The sequence below is a fragment of the Variovorax sp. Varisp36 genome, from assembly GCF_047304235.1.
Taxonomy (GTDB): domain Bacteria; phylum Pseudomonadota; class Gammaproteobacteria; order Burkholderiales; family Burkholderiaceae_C; genus Variovorax.
In genome coordinates, this window is sequence record NZ_JBGLYU010000036.1 from 28,971 (window position 1) to 55,120 (window position 26,150).

A 26,150-nucleotide genomic window follows, 5' to 3' on the forward strand; every position below is an offset into this window, starting at 1 on the left:
AACAATGGCGCCATGAACGTGGTTTTCGACCTGGGCGCCGTGCTGTTCGCATGGGAGCCCACCCGGCTGGTACAGGCCTATCTCGCGCAGCACGCGCCCACTGAGGCTGCCGCGGTCGCCATGGGCCGGGCACTTTTCCATCACGACGACTGGACGGGTTTCGACTGCGGCACCCGCACGCTGGACGATGCCATCGCCCGCATGTCGGCCCGGCTCTCGCTGCCGGCCGGGCCGCTTCGCACCATGCTCGAAGGACTGGGCGAGCGGCTGGAGCCGATCGGCGTCACGGTCGACATGCTCGAACAGCTGGTCGCGCACCGCGAGGCCGGCCAGCCGCTGCGCCTGTACTACCTGTCGAACATGCCTGCGTCGTACGCCCGCGCCATCGAGCGCCGGCATGCGTTCATGCAACGCTTCGACGGCGGCGTGTTCTCGGGCGACGTGAAGTTCCTCAAGCCCGAGCGCGAGATCTACGAGGTGCTGGCGATGCGCTACGCGCTCGATCCGCAACAGACCGTGTTCATCGACGACTCCGCCGCCAACGTAGAGGCGGCGCGCGCCTTCGGCTGGCAGGCCATCCACTGCACCACGCCGGCCATGCTGCCGTCGCAGCTGCAGCGCTATCTACCGGTCAGCACCACCTTGTCGGTGTCGAACCCCAGGCTGCTGGCGTAGTCCAGCTCGGCCTTCAGCATCGCGTCGTCCAGGCGCGGCGCGCGCGACAGCACCCAGAGGTATTCGCGGTCGGGCGTGCCGACGAGCGACACCTCGTAGTTGCGGTCGAGCTTCAGGATCCAATAGTCGCCCCAGACCATGGGCAGCCAGCTAAGCCAGGCGGGCGCAAAGCGCACTTGGAGTCGGCCCGCGCCGGGCTGGCCTGCCACGGACACCACGCGCGCGGTGCCGGTCGCCTGGTCGAAATTGCCGTCCGCGCGCGCGCAGCGGTTCACGACCTGCACGGTGCCGTCGGGCTGGAGTGTGTACTCGGCGGTCACGGAGCCGGCGCAGGCTTTCTGGAAGCGGTTCGGCAGGCGCGCCTGCTCGTGCCAGATGCCGGCATAGCGCCGCAGGTCGACCGGCGCCACCACCTGCAGCGGAGCCCGCATCAGCGGTGCGCCGTCGGCCGGGCCGGCCGGTTGCACACGCGCGGTGCGCGAAGCTTGGAGGGCCAGCCAGGCCGCGGCGCCGCCCATGACGAAAGCAGTGGCCATGGTGCCGATCGCCGCGCTGGTGCGGCGGTCGTCGAAGGGCTGGCCGTCGGGAGGCGCGGGGCCGCGTTGGCGATGGGACATGGAGGGCTCCTGGCTGAAAATTTCGGCGTGGAGCGCAGCGTAGCCCCGGGCGGGCGGCCGATGCCGTCAGCCACGGACCACAGCCGGTGTAGGGCAGGGCGGCTGACAACCCTGTACGCAACAGGCTGATAGAGCGGCGGAAAACCCGTGCTACGGTGCGCATGAAAACATCGGCCCACGCGCAACTGCGTGCAGGACTTGTCACAACCCGCACTGGATAATCATTTCATGAACCAACTCGATGCCCTCCGCCAGTGGACCACCGTCGTCGCCGACACCGGTGACTTCAAGCAGCTCAGCGTTTCCAGGCCGCAGGACGCGACCACCAATCCGTCGCTCATCCTCAAGGCCGTGCAGAAGGCCGAATACCGGCCGCTGCTCGATGAAACCGTGAAGAAGCACGCCGGCAAGCCGCTCGATGAGGTCATCGATCGCCTGCTGGTGCGCTTCGGCAGCGAAATCCTCTCGATCATCCCGGGCCGCGTGTCGACCGAGGTCGACGCCCGCCTGTCCTTCGACACGGCCGCGACCGTGGCGCGCGGCGAGCGCATCGTGGCGCTCTACAAGGCCGAAGGCATCGACACCGAAAAGCGCCTGCTGATCAAGGTGGCCTCCACCTGGGAAGGCATCGAGGCGGCGCGCGAACTCGAGAGGAAGGGCATCCGCACCAACCTCACGCTGCTGTTCTCGTTCGCGCAGGCCGTGGCTTGCGGCGCGGCCGGCGTGCAGCTCATCTCGCCCTTCGTGGGCCGCATCTACGACTGGTACAAGAAGTCGGCCGGCGCCAAGTGGGACGAAGCGGCCAGTGCCGGCGCCAACGACCCGGGCGTCAAGTCGGTGCGGGAAATCTTCAACTACTACAAGCAGCACGGCATCAAGACCGAGGTGATGGGCGCGAGCTTCCGCAACGTGGGACAGATCCAGGCGCTGGCTGGTTGCGACCTGCTGACCATCAGCCCCGAGCTGCTGGCCGAGTTGGCCGCCAGCAACGAACCGCTGCAGCACGCGCTCGACGCCAAGGCCGCACCCGGGGGCGACATCGCCAAGGTCAGCTACGACGAGGCGGGCTTCCGCTTTGCGCTGAACGAAGACGCCATGGCCACCGAGAAGCTCGCGGAAGGCATCCGCGCCTTCGCAGCCGACGCTGTGAAGCTCGAAAAACTCATGCAGGAAAGCGGCAAGTAAACATGGCCATGACCCTTCGCTGCGACCATGCGCCGGCCTGGGCGCAACTCCAGTCCAGCTTCGAAACGGCGGGCCGCCAGTTCGACGTGCGCCATGCCTTCGTGGACGACGCGAACCGCTTTGCACGTTTCAGCCAGGAGGCGCCGTATGTCTTCGCCGACCTGTCGAAGAACCTGATCGACGCACGCACCGAGGAGCTGCTGCTCGCGCTGGCCCGCGAATGCGGCCTCGAGGCGCACCGCGGCGCCATGTTCGCGGGCGAGCACATCAACGTCACCGAAGACCGCGCCGTGCTGCACACGCTGCTGCGTGCGCCGGCCGATGCGCCGACCGGGCCCAAGACCGCGAACGAGCTGCGCGAGGTGCACGCCACGCTCGACGCGATGCTGGCCTATGCAGAGAAGGTGCGCGGCGACCACACGATCACCGACGTGGTCAACATCGGCATCGGCGGCTCCGACCTCGGCCCGCAGATGGCGGTGCTGGCGCTGGCCGAGTTCGCCGCGCCGGGCAAGCGATTCCACTTCGTCTCGAACGTCGACGGCCACGAGCTGGCCGGCGTGCTGCAGGGCCTGGCGCCCGAGCACACGCTGTTCCTCATTGCCTCGAAGACTTTCACCACGGCCGAGACGATGACCAACGCGCAGTCGGCCAGGCGCTGGTACGAGCAGTCGGGCGGCACCGACATCGCGGGCCACTTCGCGGCGCTCACCACCAACGTGGAAGCGGCGAAGAAGTTCGGCATCGACACCACCTTCGGCTTCTGGGACTGGGTGGGCGGGCGCTATTCGCTGTGGTCGGCCATCGGCCTGCCGATTGCGCTGGCCATCGGCGCCGACGGTTTCCGCCGCCTGCTGGCGGGCGCGCATGCGATGGACGAGCACTTCCGCACCGCGCCGCTGGAGCACAACCTGCCGGTGCGGCTGGGCCTGCTCGACGTCTGGTATCGCAACTTCCACAAGTTCACGAGCCGCAGCATCGCGCCGTACCACAGCGCACTCAAGCGCGTGCCGGCCTATCTGCAGCAGCTCGAGATGGAAAGCAACGGCAAGCAGGTCGATGCCAGCGGCAAGCCCGTGGACTTCGGCACCTCGCCCGTGCTCTGGGGCGAGCCCGGCACCAACGGCCAGCATGCCTACTTCCAGATGCTGCACCAGGGCACCGACGTGATTCCGCTCGAATTCGTGGCGGTGCGCGACGCGGCGCACGACCTTGAAGGCCATCACCCCAAGCTGCTGGCCAACGCGCTCGCGCAAGCGCAGGCGCTGATGGTCGGCAAGCTCGACGAGGGCGGCCACAAGAACTTCCCGGGCAACCGGCCAAGCACCTTCTTCGTGTTCGAGAAGCTCACGCCCGAATCGCTGGGCGCCTTCCTCGCGATGTACGAACACCGCGTGTTCACCAGTGGCGCGCTGTGGGGCATCAACAGTTTCGACCAGTGGGGCGTGGAGCTGGGCAAGGTGCTCGCGCGCGACATCGAGCCGCGCCTGGCCTCGGGCGACGTCGCGGGGCTCGATGCATCGACGGCAGGGCTGTTGAAGCGGCTGGGAAACTGAAGAATCCGGACCCGGATTCGTTGGGCGGCTTCTTGAAATAAGCCGTTTGTTTGCGTACGAATGGCCGAGTTTGCCGTTGGAAGATGCATCGATATGATCGGTCCGGGGAAATTTCCCTGGGACCCATCAAGAGGAGTCGATCAATGGATTTTCAAACAGCGGTCAAGACTTGTTTCAGCAAATACGCCGATTTCAACGGGCGCGCATCGCGCTCGGAATATTGGTGGTTCGTGCTGGCCGAGGTCATCGTGCTCATCGTCGCGAGCCTCATTCATCAGTTCGTGTACGTCATCGCGGCGCTGGGTTTCCTGCTGCCCGCGCTGGCCGTGGGCGCGCGCCGCCTGCACGACATCGGCAAGAGCGGCTGGCTCCAGTTGTTGATGCTCATCCCGATCGTCAACCTCGTGCTGATCTATTTCTACGTGCAGCCCTCCCAGCCCGAGACCAACCCGCACGGCGCACCGGCGAGCGCCTGAGCTTTGCAACGGCGCACGCAGCGCCGGATCGTCAGGGCCGCGCAAGCGGCCCTTTTTCCTGGCCGCTCGCCATGCGCACGCACAGGTCGAAGGCCTGCTGCAGGCCCTCGATGTTCGCGATGCCCCGGCCCGCGATGTCGAATGCACTGCCGCTGGCCGACGTGGCCACTGGCACAGGCAGGCCGCCATGCAGCGTCACGCCCTGCTCGAAGCCCATGAGCTTCATCGCGATCTGGCCCTGGTCGTGGTACATCGACACCACCGCATCGACGTCGCCGCGGCGCGCGCCGATGAACACCGTGTCGGGCGAGAACGGGCCGCGTGCGTCGAAGCCCTCGGCGCGCAACCGCTCGACGGCGGGCGCGATGATCTCGATTTCCTCCATGCCGATGGAGCCGCCGTCGCCCGCGTGCGGGTTGAGCCCCGTCACCGCGATGCGCGGTTCCGCCACGCCCGCGCGGCGCAGCGCGGCGGCGATGATCTTCACCGCGTCGCTCACGCCCTGCACGGTGATGTGGCTCGCCACGTCCTTCAGTGGAATGTGCGAGGTCACGCGCGAGGTCCACAGCGAACCGGTGAGGTTGAACTCGCAGACGAAGCCCGTCACCGCGAAGCGCTCCTGCATGTAGCGCAGCTCGTCCTCGTGCACGAGGCCGCCCAGGCGCAGCGAATGCTTGTTGAGCGGCGCGAAAAGGATGCCCTCGGCCTGGCCGCGGCGCACCGCCAGCGTGGCCAGTTCCAGCGCCTCGAACGAAGCCCGGCCGGACTGTTCGTTCGACTCGCCGGGCACCGGCTCCTGTCCCTTCATCCAGTCGCGCGCGAGAAGGCTGGGCCGGCCGTCCTCGAAATGCAGCTCGTCGAGGCTCTCGACCTGCAGCGGGGCCAGCTTCAGGCCCGCCACGCGTTCGCCAGCGGCCAGCACCACCGGATCGGCGATCAGCAGCACGCGCGCGGCGTCCAGGTTGCGCTGGCGCGCCAGCAGCTTCACGGCCATTTCGGGGCCGACGCCGCCGGGGTCGCCGAGCAGCACGGCGATGCGGGGCTTGGCGGAGATCACGCTCGGCGTCTTGGGTGGGGTGGGCATGGTGTCGGTTGGATGCGGTTGAAGAAAAAGGGGAACAAGGACCGGCTCATTCGGCCTTGATGTTGGCGTCGCGCACGAGCTGGCCGTAGTGGTCGAACTCCTGCCTGTTCATCGCCGCGAAGGGTTCGCCGGTCAGTGTTCCAGGCTCGCCGCCCAGTGCCTTGATGCGGCTCTGCACATCGGCCAGCTTCAGCGTGCGCACGAGTTCGGCGCTCAGCCGCTCGATCGCGGGGCGGGGCGTGCCGGCCGTCACGTAGAGGCCGTACCAGGTGGACACGTCGGCACCCTTGATGCCCTGCTCGGCCAGCGTGGGCACGTCGGGCAGCTCGGGCGAGCGCTGCGGCGCGCTCACGGCCAGCGCGCGGAACTTGCCGGCCCTGATCTGGCCCATGGCCGAGGAGGTGCTGTCGAACATCATGTCGACCTCTCCCGAGATGATGTCGACGTGCGCCTGCGAACTGCCCTTGTAGGGCACATGGATCGACTTCATGCCGGTGGCCAGGTTGAAGGCCTCGCCGCCCACGTGCTGGGTACTGCCGATGCCGGACGACGCGTACTTGAAGCCGCCGGGTTTCATTGCCATCGCCGTCACAAGGTCCCTCACCGACCTGTACGGCGAGTTCGCGGACACCACCAGCACGTTGGGCATCACGGCCACCAGGCCCACGGGCTGCAGGTCTTTCAGCGGGTCGTACTTGAGCTTGAGGATGTGCGGCGCCACTGCCTGCGCCGTGTTGGTGGCCAGCAGCAGCGTGGCGCCATCGGCCGGCGCGCGGGCCGTGAGTTCGCCGGCAATGGTGTTGGAGGCGCCGGGCCGGTTCTCGACCACCACGGGCTGCTTGAGCGCTGGCGACAGCTTGTCGGCCAGCACGCGCGCAAGGATGTCGGTACCGCCTCCGGGCGAGGCGCCCACCATGATGCGCAGGGGCTTGTCGGGGTAGGCGGACTGGGCGCCGGCCGACGCCGCGGCCAGCAGCGCGGCGGCCAGGCCTGCCGCGCGGGCCAGGGAGTAAAGCTTCATCGGGTCGTCTCCTGCTTGTTGTGGGGACCGAGCGTACGGAGCTTCGCCATCCCGATCCAATCGAAAAAGCCCGAAGCTTCATATACTTTTGTGCATGAACTCCGGCTCGACCGACGCCTCGCTGATGCTCCACGTGCGGCCGCGCCAGTTGCTGCTGCTGGCCCGGCTCGATGCCCACCGCCATCTCGGCCGCGCGGCCGAGGCCATGAACATCAGCCAGCCCGCGGCCACCAAGCTGCTGCAGCAGCTTGAAGACTCGCTCGGTGAAAAGCTCTTCGAGCGGTTGGCGCGGGGCATGGAGCCCACGCCCTACGGCGAGATCCTGATCCGCTATGCCCGCCGCGTGCTCAGCGACTTCGGCACTGCGCGCGAGGAGATGCTGGCCCTGCGCTCGGGCCTGAGCGGCGCCTTGCGCGTGGGCAGCGTACCGGGCGCCGTGCCCGAGCTGCTGGCGCCGGCGCTGGTGGAGTACCACCGCCGCCATCCGCAGGTGGCCGTGTCGGTGGTGGTCGAGACCAGCGACGTGATCCAGGCGCAGCTGGAGCAGGGCGATGTCGACCTCGTGCTGGGCCGGCTCACCGACGGCCACGACGAGGCGAAGTACGCGAGCGTGCCGCTGCTGGGCGAATCGCAGGTGGTGGTGGTGCGCATCGCGCACCCGGTGTTCGATCGCCCCACGGTCACGCTGGCCGAGATGGCGAACTGGTCCTGGGTGCTGCAGCCGCCGGGCTCGCCGCAGCGCGGGCGCTTCGAGGCGGCGATGCGCGAGGCGGGCATCCAGGCCCGGCTCGACATCATCGAAACGGCATCGCCCATTGCCATCACCGCCTTGCTGGAAAGCTCCGACATGGCGGCTGTGATGCCTGCCTCGCAGGCCAGCCACTACGCCCGGCTGGGCGTGCTTCGCACCGTTCCGGTGGAACTGCCGGTGCGCGTGCCGCCGATTTGCCTCATCACCCGCGAGGACCGTGCGCTTTCGCCGGCCGCCGCCCAGTTCCGGCGCCAGTTGCTGGGCGGCGGCTGAAGCCTTTGGGTTGCCGTTTTACATGCTGTCTTGCGTGAACTAGGGAATTCACTAGCCAACTGGTGCATGAAAGTACTGGTATCAACTGCGGAAGTACCAAAACCGCAAACGCGTTTCTCCAGAATCCGACCACGGCGACCCGACAAACAAGAGGGCGTCGCTCACCTCTAGGAGACAACATGAAGCGTTTTCTGAAAGCGGGCCTCGTCCTCGCACTCATCGGCACGGGCGCGCTGTCCCAGGCCGCCACCGAACTCGTGATCGCGACCGTGAACAACGGCCACATGATCGAGATGCAGAAGCTCACCCCCTTCTTCGAGAAAGCCAACCCCGACATCAAGGTGAAGTGGGTCACGCTGGAAGAAGGCACGCTGCGCCAGCGCGTGACCACCGACATCGCAACCAAGGGTGGCCAGTTCGACGTGATGACCATTGGCCTGTACGAAACCCCGATCTGGTCGAAGAAGGGCTGGCTCAAGCCCATTGCCACCGACGCCGCCTACGACATCGACGACCTGCTGCCCGCCATCCGCAACGGCCTGTCGAACGACGGCAAGCTCTACGCCGCGCCCTTCTACGGCGAGAGCTCGATGCTCATGTACCGCAAGGACCTGGCCGACAAGGCGGGCATCAAGTTCCCCGAGCAACCGACCTGGGCCCAGGTGAAGGAGTTCGCCGACAAGGTCAACGACCCGAAGGCCGGCGTGTACGGCATGTGCCTGCGCGGCAAGCCGGGCTGGGGCGACAACATGGCCTTCCTGACCACGCTGGTGAACACCCACGGCGGCCAGTGGTTCGACATGCAATGGAAGCCGCAGATCGACACCAAGCCCTGGAAGGACGCGATCACCTTCTACGTCGACATGATGAAGAAGGATGGCCCCCCGGGCGCCTCGGCCAACAGCTTCAACGAGAACCTCGCGCTGTTCAACGAAGGCAAGTGCGCCGCGTGGGTCGACGCGACCATCGCGGCCTCGTTCATCAGTGACCCGAAGCAGTCGAAGGTGGCCGACAAGGTGGCCTTCGCGCAGGCGCCCACGGCCACCACGCCGAAGGGGGCCAACTGGCTGTGGTCGTGGAACCTCGCCATTCCGGCCAGCTCGACCAAGGACGAGGCGGCGCAGAAGTTCATCAAGTGGGCGACCTCCAAGGACTACATCAACCTCGTGGCCAAGGAAACCGGCTGGGCTTCGGTGCCGACCGGCACGCGCAAATCGACCTACGCGAACCCCGAGTTCCAGAAGGTCGCCAAGTTCGCCGAAGCGGAGAAGAAGGCCATCGACAGCGCGAACCTCACCGACAGCACGCTGCCCAAGTCGCCGTACGTCGGTGTGCAGTACGCGGCCATTCCCGAGTTCCAGGCCATCGGCGTAGCGGTGGGCCAGCAGATGAGCGCGGCGCTGTCGGGCAAGGTCACTGTGGACCAGGCGCTGAAGACATCGCAGACGGCGGCCGAGCGCGAGATGAAGAAGGCCGGGTACTACAAGTAAGTCTTCGGGCTTGCTCCCTCCCCCGCTGGGGGAAGGTAGGGGTGGGGGCTCGCGGCGCATCGTTCGGTGCCGCGCCTGATCGGGCAGCCCCCATCCCCGCCTTCCCCCAGAGGGGGAAGGAGCCAGAGACAACAAGAAGGGACTGCCCATGAAACGACTCCTGCCCCGCGCCCTCATGGCGCCCGCCGTGCTCACGCTCTTCGCCTGGATGATCGTGCCGCTCGTGATGACGCTGTACTTCTCGCTGGTGAACTACAACCTTATGCAGCCCGGCGAGCACACCTTCGCGGGCATCGAGAACTTTCACTACTTCGTCACCGACCCCGACTTCTGGCCGGCCACGTGGAACACGCTGCTGCTGATCGGCAGCGTGATCGTCATCACGGTGGTGCTGGGCGTGCTGCTCGCGCTGCTGGTGAACGAGCCCTTCCCTGGGCGCGGCATCGTGCGGGTGCTGCTGATCTCGCCGTTCTTCGTCATGCCCGCGGTCAACGCGCTGCTGTGGAAGCACATGATGATGAACCCCATCTACGGCGTGCTGGCCGACGTGTGGCGCGCCTTCGGCGCCCAGCCGGTCGACTGGCTCACCGACGTGCCGCTGCTCTCCGTGATCATCATGGTGGCCTGGCAGTGGCTGCCGTTCGCCTGCCTGATCTTCATCACCTCGCTGCAGTCGCTGGACCGCGAGCAGATGGAGGCCGCGCGCATGGACGGCGCGAGCGCCGTCCAGCGCTTCTTCTATCTCACCATTCCGCACCTCGGCCGCCCGATGGCGGTGGTGATCATGATCGAGATGATCTTCCTGCTCAGCGTGTTCGCGGAGATCGCCATCACCACCAACGGCGGCCCGGGCAACGAGAGCACGAACATGACCTACATGATCTTCAAGCAGTCGCTCATGAACTTCGACGTGGGCGTGGCTTCGGCGGGTGCGCTGTTCGCGGTGGTGCTGGCCAACATCGTGGCAGTCTTTCTGATCCGCATCATCGGCAAGAACCTTGACTAGTCATGTTGCACACCCCCAGTCTTCGCGCACTTCGTGTCGCTTCGCCAACCCCCTTGCAGGGGGCAACACCAACGGCCCGGCCGAGCCGGTTCCGTGGTGTTCCTGGAATGGGCCGTGTCTTGCCCTCCGCACGATGGAGTAACTGAACCATGCAACAACAAGCTCCCAGCAACTTCCTGCCGCAGCTGCTGCGCACCGTCGGCGCGTGGGCCGTCGCGCTGCTGCTGTTCTTCCCGCTCGGCTGGCTGTTCCTCACGGCCTTCAAGACGGAGCTGCAGGCGATCCATGTGCCGCCGCTCTTCGTCTTCGAGCCCACGCTCGACAACTTCGGCGAGGTGCAGCGCCGCAGCGACTACCTGCTGTATGCGCGCAACTCGCTCATCACCAGCCTGGGCTCGACCATCCTCGGCCTGTTGATCGCCGCGCCGGCCGCGTACTCGATGGCCTTCTTCCGCACGAAGAAGACGCGCGACATCCTGATGTGGATGCTCTCCACCAAGATGATGCCGGCCGTGGGCGCGCTGGTGCCGATCTACGTGATCGCGCAGACCGCGGGCATGCTGGATTCGCTCACCGCGCTGACCATCGTGTTCACGCTGTCGAACCTGCCGATCATGGTGTGGATGCTCTACAGCGCCTACAAGGACATTCCGAACGAGATCCTCGAAGCTGCGCGCATGGATGGCGCCAGCCTGTGGACCGAGTTCCGACACGTCGTGATGCCGCTGTCGGTGGGCGGCCTCGCATCGACCGGCCTACTGTGCCTGGTGCTGAGCTGGAACGAGGCCTTCTGGGCGCTCAACCTCACCTCCGCCAAGGCCGGCACGCTGGCCACGCTGATCGCCTCGTACTCCAGCCCCGAGGGCCTGTTCTGGGCCAAGTTGTCGGCGGCTTCGCTGATGGCCATCGCGCCCATCGTGGTGTTCGGCTGGTTCAGCCAGAAGCAACTGGTGCAAGGCCTGACCTTCGGCGCCGTCAAGTAAAGAAAGGGAGACATCTCATGGCCTACCTGCAACTCAAAGACATCAAGAAGAGCTTTGGTGAAGTCAACATCATCAAGGGCGTCGACCTCGAAATCCAGAAGGGCGAGTTCATCGTCTTCGTCGGGCCATCGGGCTGTGGCAAGTCGACGCTGCTGCGGTTGATCGCGGGGCTCGAGCCCATCACCAGCGGCAACCTGCTGCTCGACGGCAAGGACATCACCTGGACACCCTCGGGCAAGCGAGACCTGGCGATGGTGTTCCAGAGCTACGCGCTTTATCCGCACATGAGCGTGTACGACAACATGTCCTTCGCGCTCAAGCTCGCGGGCGTGGGCAAGAGCGAGATCAGGACCAAGGTCGAATATGCGGCCAAGACGCTCAACCTCACGCAGTACCTCGACCGTACGCCGAAGGACCTGTCGGGCGGCCAGCGCCAGCGCGTGGCGATCGGCCGCGCCATCGTGCGCGCGCCCAAGGTGTTCCTGTTCGACGAGCCGCTGTCGAACCTCGATGCGGCGCTGCGCGGCAACACCCGCGTCGAGATCCACAAGCTGCACCGCGCGCTCGGCGCCACCACCATCTACGTGACGCACGACCAGGTCGAAGCCATGACGCTGGCCGACCGCGTGGTGGTGCTCAAGGACGGGCTGATCGAGCAGGTCGGCACGCCGCTCGAGCTGTATGACCACCCGGCCAATCAGTTCGTCGCGCAGTTCATCGGCATGCCGTCGATGAACATGGTGGCGGCGAATGCGATTCCCAGCTTCTCGGCCGCCACCGGCGGCAAGCTGCCGGCCGACGGCTTCCTGGGCGTGCGCCCCGAAGGCCTGCGCGTGCATCCGAAGCAGGGCGCGCCGGTGTCGGATGTGCAGGGCCGCGTCGAGCTGGTCGAAGCCCTCGGTGCCGACACACTGATCCACGTCGACGTGGGCGGCGTGCCGCTGATCGCACGCCAGAACGAGCGCACGCCGCTGCATGCCGGCGACGACGTGGCGGTCGAGCTCGATCCGTCGGTTCTTCATTTGTTCAACCGTGAAGGCCGTTCGGTCTCCGCCTGATTTCTTCCGGAACATTCCCGTGACCCTCGCAGCAGCGCCTCTCGATGCGCCAACTCCACCGGCTCCTTCGGAGTCCATGGTGCTTCACCTTGGACTCGGCTCGTTCCATCGGGCCCACCAGGCCGTCTATTTGCAACGGCTGATCGATGCGGGTGACACCCGCTGGTCGCTCTCGGGCGCCAACATCCGGCCCGACATGGCCGAGGTCGTCGCCGCACTGCAGGCGCAGGGCGGCCGCTACACGCTCGAAACCGTGTCGCCGGCCGGCGAGTACCGCTACGAACAGATCGAAGCCATCCGCGAAGTGCTGCCGTGGGAGCCTTCGCTGGCCGCGGTGGTCGCGCGCGGCGCGGCACCGTCCACGCGCATCATTTCGTTCACCGTGACCGAGGCCGGCTACTACCTCGATACCAAGGGCCGGCTGGACCTGTCGTTCGGCGATCTCGCAGCCGACATCGAGCGCGCGCGGCGCGGCGAGGCGGGTGGCGAGGGCGTGACCATCTATGGCGCCGTCTGCGCGATCCTGCGCGCGCGCAAGGCCGCGCAGGCCGGTCCGGTGACGCTGCTCAACTGCGACAACCTGCGCCACAACGGCGATCGCTTCCGTGCCGGGCTGCTGGAGTTCATCGAACGCGCGGGCGATGCGGAACTGCTTGCCTGGGTGCAAGCGAACACCTCCTGCCCCAACGCAATGGTCGATCGCATCACGCCGCGCCCGCCGCCCGAGCTGCGCGCGCGCGTGAAGGCCGCGACGGGGCGCGACGATGCGGCCGCGATCACCGGCGAGAGCTTCATCCAGTGGGTGATCGAGGACAACTTCGCGGCCGGGCGCCCCGACTGGGGCCGTGTGGGCGTGGAGCTGGTCGAATCGGTGCAGCCTTACGAAGAGGCCAAGATCCGCATCCTCAACGCCACGCACAGCTGCATCGCCTGGGCGGGCACGCTGGCAGGGCTGAACTTCATCCACGAAGGCACGCACGACGCGGCCATCCGCCGGATGGCGTTCGACTACGTCACCGACGACGTGATCCCGTGCCTGAGCCCGAGCCCGATCGACCTCGCGGCCTACCGCGACGTGGTGCTCGACCGCTTCGGCAACCCCGCGATCCGCGACACCAACCAGCGCGTGGCGGCCGACGGCTTCTCGAAGATCCCGGGCTTCATCGCGCCCACAGTGCGCGAGCGGCTCGCCGCGGGGCAGCCGATCGACAGCGTTGCGATGCTGCCCGCACTGTTCCTGGCCTTCCTGCAGCGCTGGCATCGCGGCGCGCTGCCTTATGCCTACCAGGACCAGGGCATGGACGAGGCCGCGGCGCACGCGATCTGCGACGCCGCCGATCCGGTGCTCGCGCTGTGTTCGGACGCGGGACTGTGGGGCACCGCCGCGGGCGATGCACGGCTGGTCGACGCCGTGCGCGCAGCGAGCGGGCGCGTGGCAAATTTCCTGAACTCTGGAGCAACGATATGAGCGAACGTTTGAAGAACCGCCATGTGCTGCTGACCGGCGCCGGTGGCGGCATCGGTCTGGCCGTGGCCGAGGCCTGCATTGCCGAGGGCGCGCGCTGCAGCGTGGTCGACCGCGCTGCAGGGGCGCCCGAGGCCGTGCGGGCACTGCAGCAGCGCCACCCCGACAAGCTCGCCTACATCGCGGCCGACGTGACCGACACGCAGGCCATCGCGCACATGCTGGCCGAGGCGCAGGTCGCCTTCGGGCCGATCCACACGCTGTTCAACAACGCTGCCGTGTTCGACCTGGCGCCGCTGCTCGACAGCGACGAAGCTTCGTTCGACCGGCTGTTCGCGGTCAACGTGAAGGGCATGTTCTTCGTGATGCAGGCCGTGCTGCGCCACATGGTCGAAGCGGGCACGCAGGGCGCGTCGGTCATCAACATGGCCTCGCAGGCCGGGCGGCGCGGCGAAGCGCTGGTGTCGCACTACTGCGCGACCAAGGCCGCGGTCATCAGCTACACGCAGAGCGCTGCGCTGGCCATGGCGCCGCACGGCATCCGTGTCAACGGCATTGCACCCGGTGTGGTCGACACGCCGATGTGGGACCATGTCGACAGCCTGTTCGCCAAGGCCGAAGGGCTGCCGCCCGGCGAGAAGAAGCGCCGCGTGGGCCTGGAGGTGCCGCTCGGCCGCATGGGCGTGCCGGCCGACATCGCGGGCGCGGCCGTGTTTCTTGCCAGCGACGAGGCGCGCTACATCACGGCGCAGACCTTGAATGTCGATGGCGGCAATGTCATGAGCTGATGATTCTCTGCATGCTTGCAAAAATGCGATGAACGAAGACTTCCATCTGTACCTCGACAGTGCCGACCTGTCTGAACTGCAGGCCTGCCTGCCGCACCCGGTGGTGCATGGCGTGACGACCAACCCGACCTTGCTCAAGCGTGCGGGCATTGGCCGCGGCGAAGTGCCCGATTTGCTGAAACGCTGCATCGAACTGGGCGCACGGCAGGTGCAGGCGCAGGTGTATTCGAGCGAGGTCGACGGCATGCTCGAAGACGCTGCGGCCTTGCTCTCGCACTTCGACCGGGGCCAGCTGGTCGTCAAGATTCCCGCCACGCGCCAGGGCCTCGATGCCGGCGCGCGGCTCATCGCGCAAGGCGTGCCCGTCACGTGGACGGCCGTGTATGCGCCCGAGCAGGCGCACTTCGCGGCGCAACTGGGCGCGGCCTATGCGGCGCCGTACCTCGGGCGGCTCGAGGACGCCGGTGTCGACGGGCTGGCGCTGATCGCGCAGATGCAGTCGCTGGTCGCGCAGCGCCCTTCGTCGGGCACGCGGCTGCTGGTGGCCAGCATCCGTTCGCGCGCGGCCTACCTTGCCCTGCTGGGGCTCGGCGTGGGAGCCATCACCATCCCGCCGCGCCTCTTTGCCGAGCTGCTCGACCATCCCGCCACGCTCGCCGCCGAACGCGGCTTCCTGGCCGATGCACGCGCCTTGCCCTGACAGAGGAAAATCCGAGCACCATGCGCATTGCACTCACGGGCGAAGCCCTGATCGATTTCACCGCCAGCGAGGCCGGCACGCTCGCGTTCCTGGGCCACGAGGGCGGCTCGCCGCTCAACACCGCCGTGGCCTGCGCGCGCCTTGGCCAGCCTACCGGCTTTCTCACGCAGCTGTCGACCGACCTGTTCGGCGAACGGCTGATGCGTTTTCTCGAACGCAACGGCGTCGACACCAGCTTCATCCTGCGCAGCAATGCGCCGTCGACGCTGGCCTTCGTCGAGCGCACGCCGCGGACCAACCGCTATGCCTTCTACACGCGCGGCAGCGCCGACGCCACCTGGGCGCCCGAGCCGCTGCCGCAGTTGCCGGCGGACTGCCGCTTCCTGCATTTCGGCTCGATCTCGATGCTGCAGGAGCCGGCGGCCACGCGCATTGCCGAGCTGGTCACGGCCAACGCGGGCCGCCGCGTGATCGTGTTCGATCCGAACGTGCGGCCCAGCCTGATTCCCGACATGGCCGCCTACCGCGAGCACATGACGGACTGGCTGGCCATGGCCGACCTGGTCAAGCTCAGCGACGAAGATGCCGAACTGCTGGCCCCCGGCCGGCCGGTCGATGCACTGGCGGCGGATTGCCTGCAGGCCGGCGCGCACGCCGTGGTCGTCACGCGCGGCGGCGCGGGCGCCACGCTCTGGCGCACGGGGCACGCGCCGCTCGCCGTGGCGGCGCCCCGCGTCAAGGTGGTCGACACCATCGGCGCAGGCGACACCTTCACGGCCGGGCTCTCGGTGGCGCTGCTCGCGCACGGCGTCGAGCACCCGGCCCAGCTCGGCGAGCTGGGCGACGAGGCCTGGCGCGAGGTGATGCGCTTCGCCGCCACGGCCGCCGCCCTCAACTGCACCCGCGAAGGCGCCGATCCACCCACGCTCGAAGCGGTTCACGCCGCGCTGGCGCAGGAAGACAATGGGGCCGTCGCTTCCCGGTCCTGACCCCGTGCTGCCATGACAACGTCCACACGCAAACGCTCGATTCCCCGTCAGCGCCAACCCGAGCTGGAGCGCGATATTGCGCGCTCCCCGTCGCTGGGCTACGAGGCCCCCGAAACCGGCCTGGTGCGCTGCCTGGCGCACGGCTTCCCGAGCCCGCTGGTGCGATGGCATTTCCATGAAGACTACGAGCTGCACCTGATCACCGAGACCTCGGGCAAGGCCTTCATAGGAGACTGGATCGGGCCGTTCCAGCCCGGACACCTCGTGCTCTGCGGGCCACGCCTGCCGCACAACTGGATCTCGCTCGACGTGCCCGAAGGCGGCGCCGCTGGGCGCGACCGGGTGATCCAGTTCCGCCACGAGCCGATCGAGCACGCCGCGGCCGAGATTCCCGAGCTGCGCGAAGTGATGCAGCTGCTCGAACGTGCGCGGCACGGCATCGAGTTCTTCGGCATGTCGCAGCAGGCGCAGACGCACTGGGACGCCATCAAGGCCGCGCGCGGCGTGCGCCGGCTCGGACGGTTCCTCGAGTGCATGGCCGACCTCGCGCAATGCACCGACTACCGGCTGCTGTCGAGCGTGCAGATGCAGGGCGCCCAGGGCATCGAGGGCGATGCGCAGGTCGACCAGATCAACGACATCGTCAACCGCATCACCAGCAACATGGCGGAGTCGATCTCGATGTCGGACGTGGCGGCCGAACTGGGCATGAGCGAGAGCCGCTTCAGCCGTTTCTTCCGGCGCTCCACCGGCAACAGCTTCACCGACTTCGTCAACCGCGTGCGCATCAACAGCGCCTGCCACCTGCTGATGCAGACCGATCACTACGTGACCGACATCTGCTACCAGGTGGGCTTCAACAACGTGGCGAATTTCAATCGACGTTTTCTTGAAATCAAGGGAATGACGCCGAGCGAATTCCGAAAGCAGGCAGACACCCGCTTCGGCGGCGGCATCTCTTCCTAGACAAAGCCAGGGGGTTCATCTTGTACCTGGGACTCGACCTCGGCACGTCCGAGCTCAAGGCGCTGCTGCTCGCCGACGACCACCGCATCGTCGGCGTGGCCCGCGCGCCGCTCGCGGTCGAACGGCCGCGGCCGCTGTGGTCGGAGCAGGCGCCGCAGCAGTGGTGGCATGCGCTCGAGGAGGTGATGCGTGCGCTCGGCAAGTCGCATCCCGAGGAGCTCGCGGCGGTGCGCGCCATCGGCCTGTCGGGACAGATGCACGGTGCCACGCTGCTCGATGCGGCGGGCGAGGTGCTGCGCCCTGCGATCCTCTGGAACGACGGCCGCAGCGGTGCGCAGTGCGAGGCGCTTGCGCGCGCCGTGCCGAGGCTCGGCGAGATCGCGGGCAACCTCGCGATGCCGGGGTTCACCGCGCCCAAGCTGCTGTGGGTGCGCGAGCACGAGCCTGAAATCTTCGGCCGTGTGGCGCGCGTGCTGCTGCCCAAGGACTGGCTGCGCTTCATGCTCAGCGGCGAGGCGGTCAGCGAGATGTCCGATGCGGCGGGCACGCTGTGGCTCGACGTGGGCGCGCGCGACTGGTCCGACGAACTGCTGGCAGCCACAGGCCTCACGCGCGCGCACATGCCGCGGCTGGTCGAAGGCAGCGAGATGTCGGCGCAGCTCAAACCCGAACTGGCGGCGCGCTGGGGCGTGGGCAGCGCCAGCGTGGTGATCGCCGGCGGTGCCGGCGACAACGCGGCCAGCGCCGTCGGCATGGGCCTCGTCGAGCCGGGGCAGGGATTCGTGTCACTCGGCACCTCGGGCATCGTGTTCGTCTCGACAGACCGCTTCCTGCCGAACCCCGCGCTGGCGATGCACGCCTTTTGCCATGCGCTGCCGGGGCGGTGGCACCAGATGTCGGTGATGCTCTCGGCTGCGAGCGCGGTGAGTTGGGCCGCAAAGACTTTCAGGTTCGCGGACGAGGCCGCGCTGCTCGAAGCGGCGGCGTCCGTCCCGCTGGCACAGCGCGAGGGCTGCCCGCTGTTCCTGCCGTACCTCTCCGGCGAGCGCTCGCCGCACAACAACCCCAACGCGCAGGGCGTGCTGTTCGGCCTCACGCACGCACACGGGCCAGCGGAAATCGCGTACGCCGTGGTCGAGGGCGTGAGCTTCGGCCTGCGCGACGGCTTCGACACGCTGCGGCTGCCGGCCGGGATGCCGCTGCGCGACATGGCGCTGGTGGGCGGCGGTGCGCGCAGCGTGTGGTGGGGGCAGCTGCTGGCCGACATCTTCGGCGTGCCGCTCACGCTCTATGCGGGCGGCGAGACGGGTGGCGCACTGGGTGCGGCGCGGCTGGCGTGGTTGGCGGATGGGGGCTCGGTGGCCGAGGTGTGCACGCTGCCGCCTGTGAAGCAGAAGCTGGTTGCCTCGACCGAAGTAGCCGATGTCCACAGGACGAGGCATGCGCGCTTCCAGGCGCTCTACAAGGCGGTGCAGGCGCAATTCCAGTAGCAGAGCGATCACGACCGCCCATGAAAAAAGCCCGGCGCAAGCCGGGCTTCTTTCATTTCGCGAAACACCGCGGATCCGGCTCTGCCGGTCCGCAGGTGTTGCCCCCGGTAGGGGGTGGGCGTAGCGGACACGAAGTGCCGCGCAGCCTGGGGGCGAGCGAAATTTACATGCCCATGCCGCCCATGCCACCCATGCCACCCATGTCGGGCATGCCACCGCCGGCTGCGCCTTCGTCCTTGGGTGCGTCAGCAACCATGGCTTCGGTCGTCAGCAGCAGCGAGGACACCGAAGCGGCGTTCTGCAGTGCGGTGCGCGTGACCTTCGTCGGGTCCAGGATGCCCAGCTCGAGCATGTCGCCGTACGTGTCGTTCGCAGCGTTGAAGCCGTAGTTGCCCTTGCCGGCCAACACAGCGTTCACCACCACCGAGGCTTCGCCGCCGGCGTTGTTCACGATTTCGCGCAGGGGTGCTTCGATGGCCTTGAGCACCAGCTTGATGCCGGCGTCCTGGTCGGCGTTGTCGCCCTTGATCGAGTCGCCCACGGCTTGCTTGGCACGCAACAGAGCCACGCCGCCGCCAGCCACAACGCCTTCTTCCACTGCAGCGCGGGTAGCGTGCAGGGCGTCTTCGACGCGAGCCTTCTTTTCCTTCATTTCGACTTCGGTGGCGGCGCCAACCTTGATCACGGCAACACCGCCGGCCAGCTTGGCCACGCGCTCTTGCAGCTTTTCGCGGTCGTAGTCGCTCGTGGCTTCTTCGATCTGTACGCGCACTTGCTTCACGCGGGCTTCGATGTCGCCAGCGGCGCCAGCGCCGTCGATGATGATCGTGTTTTCCTTGCCCACTTCGATGCGCTTGGCTTGACCCAGGTCGGCCAGGGTCACCTTTTCGAGCGTCAGGCCCACTTCTTCAGCGATGACCTTGCCGCCCGTCAGGATGGCGATGTCTTCCAGCATGGCCTTGCGGCGGTCGCCGAAGCCAGGTGCCTTCACAGCCACGACCTTCAGGATGCCGCGGATCGTGTTCACGACCAGCGTAGCCAGGGCTTCGCCCTCGACTTCTTCGGCAATGATCAGCAGCGGACGGCCAGCCTTGGCGACTTGTTCCAGCGTGGGGAGCAGGTCGCGGATGTTGCTGATCTTCTTGTCGAACAGCAGCACGAAGGGATTGTCCAACAGCGCCGATTGCTTCTCGGGGTTGTTGATGAAGTAGGGCGACAGGTAGCCGCGGTCGAACTGCATGCCTTCGACGACGTCGAGTTCGCTGTCCAGCGACTTGCCGTCTTCCACGGTGATCACGCCTTCCTTGCCGACCTTGTCCATCGCGTCAGCGATGAGCTTGCCGATGGTTTCGTCGCTGTTGGCCGAGATCGAGCCGACTTGAGCGATTTCCTTCGACGTGGTGGTGGGCTTGGAAGCCTTCTTCAGCTCGGCGACCAGGGCCGTGACAGCCTTGTCGATGCCGCGCTTCAGGTCCATCGGGTTCATGCCGGCAGCCACCAGCTTGAAACCTTCGCGAACGATGGCTTGTGCCAGCACGGTCGCGGTGGTGGTGCCGTCACCGGCGTTGTCCGAAGTCTTGGAAGCCACTTCCTTCACGAGCTGCGCGCCCATGTTCTGGAGCTTGTCCTTGAGTTCGATTTCCTTGGCGACCGACACACCGTCCTTGGTGACGGTGGGGGCGCCGAACGAGCGCTCGAGCACCACGTTGCGGCCCTTGGGGCCCAGGGTCACCTTGACTGCGTTGGCCAGGATGTTGACACCCTCGACCATGCGTGCGCGGGCTTCACCGCCGAAGACTACGTCTTTTGCTGCCATGTTTGTTTACTCCGAATGGATTTGTTGAATTACTTCTCGACGACCGCGAACAGGTCGTCTTCCTTCATGACCAGCAGTTCGTCGCCGCCGACCTTGACGGTCTGGCCGCTGTACTTGCCGAACAGGACGCGGTCGCCGACCTTGACAGTCAGTGCGGCCAGCTCGCCCTTGTCGTTGCGCTTGCCCGGGCCCACGGCCAGGACTTCACCCTGATCGGGCTTTTCAGCGGCTGCGTCGGGGATGACGATGCCGGAGGCGGTCTTGGTTTCGCTGTCAACACGCTTGACGATCACGCGATCGGCCAAAGGACGAAGTTTCATTGCATCTCCTGGATGTATGGATAAGAAACGGATTTGTGGTCGGGTGCCGGACCGGAGGCCGGCAGCCCATCGACTGGAAGCGAGGCTGTTAGCACTCGTCAGCAGCGAGTGCTAATCATAAGGGCAATCGGCGGGCTTTCAAGGGGTTCCGCAGCCGCCTACAACTGGTCCGTAGGCACAAACCACGAGAACAGCAGCAGCTGCAGCCGCGTCAGCATGCTCGAATCCGGTTCGCTGTCGAGCACCTCGTTGTGGACGTCGCCGGTGCCGATCCACTGGACGTTCTGGCCGTCGGGCTTGAGCACCACGCGGTAGACGCCCTCGATGTCGTCGAGCTCGTAGGCGAATAGCAGCGCCTGCGTCAGGTCGAAGCTTCGCACGGCTATGCCGAATTCGGTGTTCAGCCGGGCGGAACGCGGGTCGAGGTTCATGGAGCCGAGCAGCACCCACTGACGGTCGACCAGTGCCAGCTTGGCATGCAGGCGGCCGCGGGCCTTCTTGAGCAGGTCGCGGAACTGGCCGCTGCGCCGCAGCTGCCGGGTGCTGACTTCGTACAGATTCACGCCCAGCTTGAGCATGTCGACGCGGTAGCGGTTGTAGTTGATGTTGACCAGCGGCTCGTCGCTGTCGGCCAGCGAATTGGTGATGACGGTGATGTTCACACCGTGCTCACGCCCCATGCGGATGCGTTCCATGCCCTCGTCGCCTGGAATGAAGTAGGGCGAGATCACCACCACGTTCGACTTGGCCGTGGCCAGCATCTCGTGGAAGCGCTGTGCCAGCGGCTCCATGGGTTGCGCCATGACGCCCAGCGCCTTGTTGGGACTGTCGGCGGAGGCGTGGGCCTCGGCGCGCATCCACTTGGCCTCGTCGATTCGGGCAAGCTGGGCGCCCAGCGGCAGGTCGCCGAGCAGGTCGGTGGGAGGCAGCGGGTCGGGCGGCGGCGCATGGGCCGGGGAAGTGGCTTCCTCGAAATCGGCTTTCAGCGCCTGCGGCGTGCTGCTGGTGCTGGCCACCCGCTGCAGGGGGTAGACCACGTCGCTGTTCCAGTAGGTGTCGAAGATGGCGGCTGACTCGGGGACCACCGGGCCGGCCAGCAGCAGCTCGAAATCGATGAAGTTCGCGCTCTCGCTGCGCAGGAAATACTCGTCGGCCAGGTTGCGGCCGCCCGCGATGGCCATGGCGCCGTCGGCCACGAACAGCTTGTTGTGCATGCGGTGGTTGAGGCGCCGGAAGTCGGTGAAGAACTCCAGCCACCGCCCCGACGAGTGGTCGCGCGCGTTCACGAACGGGTTGAACAGCCGGATCTCGGCATTGGGCTCGGCGGCGAGGCCGAGCAGCAGGCGGTCCATGCCGGCCGTGTAGAAGTCGTCGAGGAGCAGCCGCACGCGCACGCCGCGCCGGGCGGCATTGCGCATTTCGCGCAGCAGCAGGCGACCGGTCTTGTCGTTGCCGAGCTGGTAGGTCTGGATGTCGAGCGACGACTTCGCGCGCCGCATCAGCTCCAGCCGGGCGTCGAGCGCAAAAGAGGCCTCGATCAGCGGCCGCATGCTGCTCAGGCCGTCGGGTGGGGAGTCGAGGCTGACGGCGGCGCGGCCGAGCTCGGTGGCAGGCGAGGCCGCAATCGCCAGGGTGGGCGGTTCAGGCGTGCGCGGTGGGAGCCCCGCGCAGCCGGCCAGGGCAATGGCAGCCGCGAGGACCATCAGCCGCAGAGCCGGACCGCGCAGTGCGGGAAACAGAGAGGCGATGAGCTTGAGCATGAGGGCTTGCCAACGCACGGGAAGCGTGCGGGCGGCATGGTAGCCGGTCCGCCCTGGACCCGCAGACGCAATTTCGCAACGCAACACCCTTCATCGGAGCGGTGATTGGGGAGGCACAAAGAAGTCACGTAATAAAATGCGAATCATTCTTAATAATATTTGTAATGAGGCCGGGATGAAGAGGTTGGAGGCGCGGCGCAAGGCTGCATCGGTGCTGATAGGGTGTCTGGCGATCTGCACACAGCGCGAGGTGCTGGCCCAGGCGACGAATGCGGGCTCGCTGCCGGAAGTACGGGTCGACGCGAATGCCGAAACCGAGACGGCGACCACGCCGGTGATCGGCTACCGCGCGAAAAATGCGGTCACCGCCACCAAGACCGACACGCCGCTGTCTGAAACGCCTCAGTCCGTGACCGTGATCACGCGCGACCAGATGATCGACCAGGGCGCGGCCAATGTACAGGACGCGCTCAACTACGCGGCCGGCGTACGTTCCGATGCCTACGGACTCGATTCCCGCACCGACTCCGTGCGGGTGCGCGGCGCCTATCCCGACGTCTACCTCGACGGCCTGCGCCAGGCCTACGGCTACTACACCAGCACCACCCGCACCGAGCCCTACACGCTGGAGCGCCTCGAAGTGCTGCGCGGCCCCTCGGGCATGCTGTTCGGCGCCGGCACGGCCGCCGGCGTGGTCAACATGGTCAGCAAGCGGCCGCTGCAGGAGGCCCAGCGCGAAGTGGGCGTGCAGTTCGGCAGCTTCGGCCGCAAGCAGATCCAGGCCGACCTGACCGGCCCGCTGAACGCCGACCGCACGCTGTCGTACCGCCTGATCGCGCTGCAGCGCAAGTCCGGCACGCAGGTCGACCACGTGCCCGACGACCGCAGCGTGATCGCGCCCTCGCTGACCTGGCGGCCCAATGCCATGACCTCGCTGACGCTGCAGGGCCTCTGGCAGAAGGACAAGAGCGGCAGCAGTTCGCAGTTCCTGCCGTGGGAGGGCACCTTGCTGCCGAACCCGAACGGACGTCTGCCGAGCAGCCGCTTCATCGGCGAGCCGGGCGACTACTACGACAGCGAGCGCAAGACCTTCGGCTGGCAGTTCGAGCACAAGTTCGACGACAGCTGGACCTTCCGCCAGAACTTCCGCTACGCGCGCAACGAAAACGACAACCGCTACCACTACGGCAGTTCGTTCAGCGGATTCGACAGCTGGTCCACCGACCCGGTCTTCAAGCGCGTGCTCGGCCGCTACTACGACAGCCAACTGACCCGCAACCGCACGCAGACGCTCGACAACCACGTCGAGGGCCGCTTCCAGACCGGCGCGCTGAAGCACACGCTGCTCGTGGGCGCGGACTTCGCGCGCCAGCGCGAGAACGTCTGGGGCGGCACCACCTTCGACACCATCGACGTCTACGCGCCGGTCTACGGCCATCTCGACGAGCCCGTGCGCGATGCGAGGCCACGCACCCGCCAGCGACAGACGGGCGTCTACCTGCAGGACCAGGTCAGGCTCGACAACTGGATCTTCGTGGCGGGCCTGCGGCAAGACAGGGCCGTGTCCAGTGCCGCGGGAAGCAACGAGGAAAAGAGCAGCGCGACCACCAAGCGCTTCGGGCTGATGTACGCCTCGCCGTCGGGATGGTCGCCGTACCTGAGCTACAGCGAGTCGTTCACGCCGCAGTCGCCGCGCGAAGGCCGCATTTTCACGCCGTTGCGCGGCGAGCAGTGGGAAGCCGGCGTCAAGTACGAGCCCAGGGACCGCGCCCTGGCGTTCAGCGCAGCGGTGTACGACCTGCGCGAGAAGAACCAGATCGTCGAGGAGCAGCCGAACGTGTTCTCGCAGCGCGGCCTGACGAAGACGAAGGGCGTGGAACTCGAGGCCAAGGGCTCGGCCGGCCCGAACCTCGACCTGATCGCCCACTACAACTACGCCGATGCCGATGCGCAGATCGAAGGCCTGCCCAAACACCAGGCCAGTTTCTGGGCGAAGTACAGGTTTTCCATCGGCGGCGTGAACGGTTTTTCGGCCGGCGCCGGCGTGCGCCTGATGAGTTCGTTTCGCGACACGCAGTTCGGCACCGGTCCGCGCGTGCCGGGCATCGCGCTGGCCGACCTCGTGTTCGCCTATGAGACCGACCGCTGGCGCTATGCGCTCAACATCAACAACGTGACCGACAAGATCTACTTCAGCACCTGCCTGTCGCGCGGCGACTGCTGGTATGGCTCGCGCCGCAACATCGTCGCGAGCGCGACCTATCGCTTCTAGAACACGACCTTCAGGAACAGCCCCCACATGAACAGCCGAAAAATCAAGACTTGGGCCTGGGTGCACAAGTGGAGCAGCCTCGTGTGCACGGTGTTCATGCTGCTGCTGTGCATCACGGGCCTGCCGCTGATCTTCCATCACGAGATCGGCCATCTGCTGGGCACCGAGGTCGAGGCGCCGAAGATGCCCGCGGGCGCGCCGCGCGCCAGTCTCGACCGCGTGCTCGACATCGCGAAGTCGAATCACCCCGGCCGCGTGGTGCAGTTCGTCTCACAGCCCGAGGATGACGACGGCCTGTGGTTCGTCACGCTCACGCCCACGCCGCAAGCCACGGAGGACTTCAAGTCGGTCGCGATCGACGCGCGCACGGGCGAGGTGCTCGCGCAGCCGAAGTTCGACGAGGGCTTCATGTACGTGATGTTCAAGCTGCACGTCGACCTCTTCGCGGGATTGGCGGGCAAGCTCTTCCTCGGCTTCATGGGCCTGCTGCTGCTGGTGGCCATCGTCTCGGGCGTGGTGCTGTATTCACCCTTCATGCGCAAGCTCGACTTCGGCACGGTGCGGCGCGAGAAGCGCCCGCGCCTGAAGTGGCTCGACCTGCACAACCTGCTTGGCATCGTCACGCTGGTGTGGCTGTTCGTGGTGGGCTCCACGGGCATGATCAACACCTGGGCCGACCTGCTCATCAAGTACTGGCAGCACGACCAGCTCAGTTCGCTGCTCGCGCCCTACAAGAGCGAACCCATCGTGGCGGTGAACGAGCGTGCCTCGGTGCAGCGCTCGATGGACGCCGCGATGCAGAAGACGCCCGGCATGAAGCTGTCGTTCATTGCCTTTCCCGGCACATCGTTCTCGAGCCCGCACCACACGACCTTCTTCGTGCGTGGCAACGAGCCCTTCACATCGAAGCTGTTCCAGCCGGTGCTGGTCGATGCCAAGACAGCGGAGGTGACTGCGGTGCCGAAGCTGCCCTGGTACCTCACGGCGCTGCTGGTGTCGCAGCCGCTGCACTTCGGCGACTACGGCGGCATGCCGATGCAGATCATCTGGGCGCTGCTCGACATAGCGACCATCATCGTGCTGGGCAGCGGGTTGTACCTGTGGCTCAAGCGGGGCAACCCCGTGCCCGCGTCCCCGAGGGCCGCGGCGCATGAAGCGCGTGTCTCCGGCGGCACCGCACAACCCGAGCCGGCATCGGCCATGAAGGTGCAGGCATGACGCAGCACCGGAGCTTCTGGCGCATGTGGGGCTGGCCGACGGTGCTGGGCCTGCTGACGACCTTCGGGCTGATCTCGGCGCTTTTCAGCGACGGCGGGCTGGGCGACGTCCTGGCCTGGATCACGCTGGGCATCCCGGTCGTGGTGGGCGCCTGGCATGCCTGGCGCAAGGCGCCGGCCCGCTAGTTTTCC

General features: G+C 66.9%; 24 protein-coding genes. 18 read left to right on the top strand and 6 right to left on the bottom strand.

Annotated elements, in window-relative coordinates; all coding sequences use genetic code 11:
- Positions 1-12: 12 nt before the first annotated feature.
- Positions 13-675: an HAD family hydrolase gene (locus tag ACCD11_RS20185; protein WP_413315196.1), complete on the top strand. Its 663-nt coding sequence runs from the start codon at positions 13-15 to the stop codon at positions 673-675.
- Here ACCD11_RS20185 and ACCD11_RS20190 read toward each other — a convergent pair.
- Positions 621-1,292 carry a lipocalin family protein gene (locus tag ACCD11_RS20190; protein ID WP_413315197.1) on the bottom strand — a complete coding sequence of 224 codons (672 nt, stop codon included), beginning with the start codon at positions 1,290-1,292 and terminating at the stop codon, positions 621-623. The genes ACCD11_RS20185 and ACCD11_RS20190 overlap by 55 nt on opposite strands.
- Before the next feature lie 228 nt (positions 1,293-1,520).
- Here ACCD11_RS20190 and tal point away from each other — a divergent pair, with 228 nt between their 5' ends.
- The 3 genes from tal to ACCD11_RS20205 all read left to right on the top strand — a co-directional run bounded on the left by tal (position 1,521) and on the right by ACCD11_RS20205 (position 4,509).
- On the top strand, positions 1,521-2,477 hold the full coding sequence (gene tal / locus ACCD11_RS20195; RefSeq protein ID WP_007834007.1) for a transaldolase: 957 nt from the start codon (positions 1,521-1,523) through the stop codon (positions 2,475-2,477).
- Between the two features lie 2 nt (positions 2,478-2,479).
- A complete protein-coding gene (gene pgi, locus ACCD11_RS20200; protein WP_413315198.1) occupies positions 2,480-4,033 on the top strand; it encodes a glucose-6-phosphate isomerase in 1,554 nt (517 codons plus the stop codon).
- A 143-nt stretch (positions 4,034-4,176) separates the two neighbouring features.
- A complete protein-coding gene (locus tag ACCD11_RS20205) occupies positions 4,177-4,509 on the top strand; it encodes a DUF805 domain-containing protein (RefSeq protein WP_007834009.1) in 333 nt (110 codons plus the stop codon).
- A 31-nt stretch (positions 4,510-4,540) separates the two neighbouring features.
- On the opposite strand, the gene ACCD11_RS20210 is transcribed toward ACCD11_RS20205, so the two are convergent.
- Both ACCD11_RS20210 and ACCD11_RS20215 read right to left on the bottom strand, forming a co-directional pair.
- Positions 4,541-5,593, bottom strand: coding sequence for a 4-hydroxythreonine-4-phosphate dehydrogenase PdxA (locus tag ACCD11_RS20210; protein WP_007834017.1), 1,053 nt, complete (start codon positions 5,591-5,593; stop codon positions 4,541-4,543).
- A gap of 46 nt (positions 5,594-5,639) precedes the next feature.
- Positions 5,640-6,614 (bottom strand): Bug family tripartite tricarboxylate transporter substrate binding protein, encoded by a 975-nt coding sequence (locus ACCD11_RS20215; RefSeq protein WP_413315199.1) that lies wholly within the window; start codon positions 6,612-6,614, stop codon positions 5,640-5,642.
- Between the two features lie 94 nt (positions 6,615-6,708).
- Here ACCD11_RS20215 and ACCD11_RS20220 point away from each other — a divergent pair, with 94 nt between their 5' ends.
- The 11 genes from ACCD11_RS20220 (at position 6,709) to xylB (ending at position 18,573) form a co-directional block, all read left to right on the top strand.
- Positions 6,709-7,638: a LysR family transcriptional regulator gene (locus ACCD11_RS20220; protein WP_007834019.1), complete on the top strand. Its 930-nt coding sequence runs from the start codon at positions 6,709-6,711 to the stop codon at positions 7,636-7,638.
- A 179-nt stretch (positions 7,639-7,817) separates the two neighbouring features.
- A complete protein-coding gene (locus ACCD11_RS20225) occupies positions 7,818-9,128 on the top strand; it encodes an ABC transporter substrate-binding protein (RefSeq protein WP_413315200.1) in 1,311 nt (436 codons plus the stop codon).
- A 148-nt stretch (positions 9,129-9,276) separates the two neighbouring features.
- Positions 9,277-10,134, top strand: a complete 858-nt coding sequence (locus ACCD11_RS20230; protein ID WP_007834021.1) for a carbohydrate ABC transporter permease — start codon at positions 9,277-9,279, stop codon at positions 10,132-10,134.
- 149 nt (positions 10,135-10,283) lie between these two features.
- A complete protein-coding gene (locus tag ACCD11_RS20235) occupies positions 10,284-11,117 on the top strand; it encodes a carbohydrate ABC transporter permease (RefSeq protein WP_413315201.1) in 834 nt (277 codons plus the stop codon).
- Positions 11,118-11,134: 17 nt separating this feature from the next.
- Positions 11,135-12,175 carry an ABC transporter ATP-binding protein gene (locus ACCD11_RS20240; RefSeq protein WP_413315202.1) on the top strand — a complete coding sequence of 347 codons (1,041 nt, stop codon included), beginning with the start codon at positions 11,135-11,137 and terminating at the stop codon, positions 12,173-12,175.
- A 76-nt stretch (positions 12,176-12,251) separates the two neighbouring features.
- The gene (dalD, locus tag ACCD11_RS20245) at positions 12,252-13,643 is read left to right on the top strand and encodes a D-arabinitol 4-dehydrogenase (protein ID WP_413315221.1); all 1,392 of its coding nucleotides are present in this window, start codon (positions 12,252-12,254) and stop codon (positions 13,641-13,643) included.
- Positions 13,640-14,428 carry an L-iditol 2-dehydrogenase gene (locus ACCD11_RS20250; protein WP_413315203.1) on the top strand — a complete coding sequence of 263 codons (789 nt, stop codon included), beginning with the start codon at positions 13,640-13,642 and terminating at the stop codon, positions 14,426-14,428. The genes dalD and ACCD11_RS20250 overlap by 4 nt, the downstream gene beginning before the upstream one ends.
- A gap of 28 nt (positions 14,429-14,456) precedes the next feature.
- Positions 14,457-15,128 (top strand): transaldolase family protein, encoded by a 672-nt coding sequence (locus tag ACCD11_RS20255; RefSeq protein WP_413315204.1) that lies wholly within the window; start codon positions 14,457-14,459, stop codon positions 15,126-15,128.
- A gap of 20 nt (positions 15,129-15,148) precedes the next feature.
- Positions 15,149-16,117, top strand: coding sequence for a carbohydrate kinase family protein (locus tag ACCD11_RS20260; RefSeq protein WP_413315205.1), 969 nt, complete (start codon positions 15,149-15,151; stop codon positions 16,115-16,117).
- A gap of 12 nt (positions 16,118-16,129) precedes the next feature.
- Positions 16,130-17,083: an AraC family transcriptional regulator gene (locus ACCD11_RS20265; RefSeq protein ID WP_413315206.1), complete on the top strand. Its 954-nt coding sequence runs from the start codon at positions 16,130-16,132 to the stop codon at positions 17,081-17,083.
- A gap of 20 nt (positions 17,084-17,103) precedes the next feature.
- On the top strand, positions 17,104-18,573 hold the full coding sequence (gene xylB / locus ACCD11_RS20270; RefSeq protein WP_413315207.1) for a xylulokinase: 1,470 nt from the start codon (positions 17,104-17,106) through the stop codon (positions 18,571-18,573).
- Between the two features lie 163 nt (positions 18,574-18,736).
- On the opposite strand, the gene groL is transcribed toward xylB, so the two are convergent.
- The 3 genes from groL to ACCD11_RS20285 all read right to left on the bottom strand — a co-directional run bounded on the left by groL (position 18,737) and on the right by ACCD11_RS20285 (position 22,469).
- Entirely contained in the window at positions 18,737-20,389 is a 1,653-nt protein-coding gene (gene groL, locus ACCD11_RS20275; protein WP_413315208.1) for a chaperonin GroEL, read from the bottom strand.
- A gap of 29 nt (positions 20,390-20,418) precedes the next feature.
- Positions 20,419-20,709 (bottom strand): co-chaperone GroES, encoded by a 291-nt coding sequence (locus ACCD11_RS20280; protein WP_007835162.1) that lies wholly within the window; start codon positions 20,707-20,709, stop codon positions 20,419-20,421.
- 158 nt (positions 20,710-20,867) lie between these two features.
- Positions 20,868-22,469, bottom strand: coding sequence for a phospholipase D family protein (locus ACCD11_RS20285; RefSeq protein WP_413315209.1), 1,602 nt, complete (start codon positions 22,467-22,469; stop codon positions 20,868-20,870).
- Positions 22,470-22,644: 175 nt separating this feature from the next.
- Here ACCD11_RS20285 and ACCD11_RS20290 point away from each other — a divergent pair, with 175 nt between their 5' ends.
- From ACCD11_RS20290 to ACCD11_RS20300, 3 genes are read left to right on the top strand one after another with little or no spacing between them, the layout of a single operon-like run.
- Positions 22,645-24,741, top strand: coding sequence for a TonB-dependent siderophore receptor (locus tag ACCD11_RS20290; protein WP_413315210.1), 2,097 nt, complete (start codon positions 22,645-22,647; stop codon positions 24,739-24,741).
- Between the two features lie 27 nt (positions 24,742-24,768).
- Positions 24,769-25,959: a PepSY-associated TM helix domain-containing protein gene (locus tag ACCD11_RS20295; RefSeq protein ID WP_413315212.1), complete on the top strand. Its 1,191-nt coding sequence runs from the start codon at positions 24,769-24,771 to the stop codon at positions 25,957-25,959.
- Positions 25,956-26,144 carry a hypothetical protein gene (locus tag ACCD11_RS20300; protein WP_042673654.1) on the top strand — a complete coding sequence of 63 codons (189 nt, stop codon included), beginning with the start codon at positions 25,956-25,958 and terminating at the stop codon, positions 26,142-26,144. Before ACCD11_RS20295 ends, ACCD11_RS20300 begins: the two co-directional genes overlap by 4 nt.
- Positions 26,145-26,150 lie beyond the last annotated feature (6 nt).

Excerpts from the sequence above, each read along its gene's own strand:
- pgi (WP_413315198.1), top strand. The coding sequence starts at position 2,480 with ATGGCCATGACCCTTCGCTGCGACCATGCGCCGGCCTGGGCGCAACTC.
- ACCD11_RS20185 (WP_413315196.1), top strand. The coding sequence starts at position 13 with ATGAACGTGGTTTTCGACCTGGGCGCCGTGCTGTTCGCATGGGAGCCC.
- dalD (WP_413315221.1), top strand. The coding sequence starts at position 12,252 with ATGGTGCTTCACCTTGGACTCGGCTCGTTCCATCGGGCCCACCAGGCC.
- ACCD11_RS20265 (WP_413315206.1), top strand. The coding sequence starts at position 16,130 with ATGACAACGTCCACACGCAAACGCTCGATTCCCCGTCAGCGCCAACCC.
- ACCD11_RS20250 (WP_413315203.1), top strand. The coding sequence starts at position 13,640 with ATGAGCGAACGTTTGAAGAACCGCCATGTGCTGCTGACCGGCGCCGGT.
- ACCD11_RS20240 (WP_413315202.1), top strand. The coding sequence starts at position 11,135 with ATGGCCTACCTGCAACTCAAAGACATCAAGAAGAGCTTTGGTGAAGTC.
- ACCD11_RS20300 (WP_042673654.1), top strand. The coding sequence starts at position 25,956 with ATGACGCAGCACCGGAGCTTCTGGCGCATGTGGGGCTGGCCGACGGTG.
- ACCD11_RS20225 (WP_413315200.1), top strand. The coding sequence starts at position 7,818 with ATGAAGCGTTTTCTGAAAGCGGGCCTCGTCCTCGCACTCATCGGCACG.
- groL (WP_413315208.1), bottom strand. The coding sequence starts at position 20,389 with ATGGCAGCAAAAGACGTAGTCTTCGGCGGTGAAGCCCGCGCACGCATG.
- tal (WP_007834007.1), top strand. The coding sequence starts at position 1,521 with ATGAACCAACTCGATGCCCTCCGCCAGTGGACCACCGTCGTCGCCGAC.
- ACCD11_RS20235 (WP_413315201.1), top strand. The coding sequence starts at position 10,284 with ATGCAACAACAAGCTCCCAGCAACTTCCTGCCGCAGCTGCTGCGCACC.
- ACCD11_RS20260 (WP_413315205.1), top strand. The coding sequence starts at position 15,149 with ATGCGCATTGCACTCACGGGCGAAGCCCTGATCGATTTCACCGCCAGC.
- ACCD11_RS20210 (WP_007834017.1), bottom strand. The coding sequence starts at position 5,593 with ATGCCCACCCCACCCAAGACGCCGAGCGTGATCTCCGCCAAGCCCCGC.
- ACCD11_RS20285 (WP_413315209.1), bottom strand. The coding sequence starts at position 22,469 with ATGCTCAAGCTCATCGCCTCTCTGTTTCCCGCACTGCGCGGTCCGGCT.
- ACCD11_RS20205 (WP_007834009.1), top strand. The coding sequence starts at position 4,177 with ATGGATTTTCAAACAGCGGTCAAGACTTGTTTCAGCAAATACGCCGAT.
- ACCD11_RS20220 (WP_007834019.1), top strand. The coding sequence starts at position 6,709 with ATGAACTCCGGCTCGACCGACGCCTCGCTGATGCTCCACGTGCGGCCG.
- ACCD11_RS20280 (WP_007835162.1), bottom strand. The coding sequence starts at position 20,709 with ATGAAACTTCGTCCTTTGGCCGATCGCGTGATCGTCAAGCGTGTTGAC.
- ACCD11_RS20190 (WP_413315197.1), bottom strand. The coding sequence starts at position 1,292 with ATGTCCCATCGCCAACGCGGCCCCGCGCCTCCCGACGGCCAGCCCTTC.
- ACCD11_RS20215 (WP_413315199.1), bottom strand. The coding sequence starts at position 6,614 with ATGAAGCTTTACTCCCTGGCCCGCGCGGCAGGCCTGGCCGCCGCGCTG.
- ACCD11_RS20255 (WP_413315204.1), top strand. The coding sequence starts at position 14,457 with ATGAACGAAGACTTCCATCTGTACCTCGACAGTGCCGACCTGTCTGAA.
- ACCD11_RS20230 (WP_007834021.1), top strand. The coding sequence starts at position 9,277 with ATGAAACGACTCCTGCCCCGCGCCCTCATGGCGCCCGCCGTGCTCACG.
- ACCD11_RS20290 (WP_413315210.1), top strand. The coding sequence starts at position 22,645 with ATGAAGAGGTTGGAGGCGCGGCGCAAGGCTGCATCGGTGCTGATAGGG.
- ACCD11_RS20295 (WP_413315212.1), top strand. The coding sequence starts at position 24,769 with ATGAACAGCCGAAAAATCAAGACTTGGGCCTGGGTGCACAAGTGGAGC.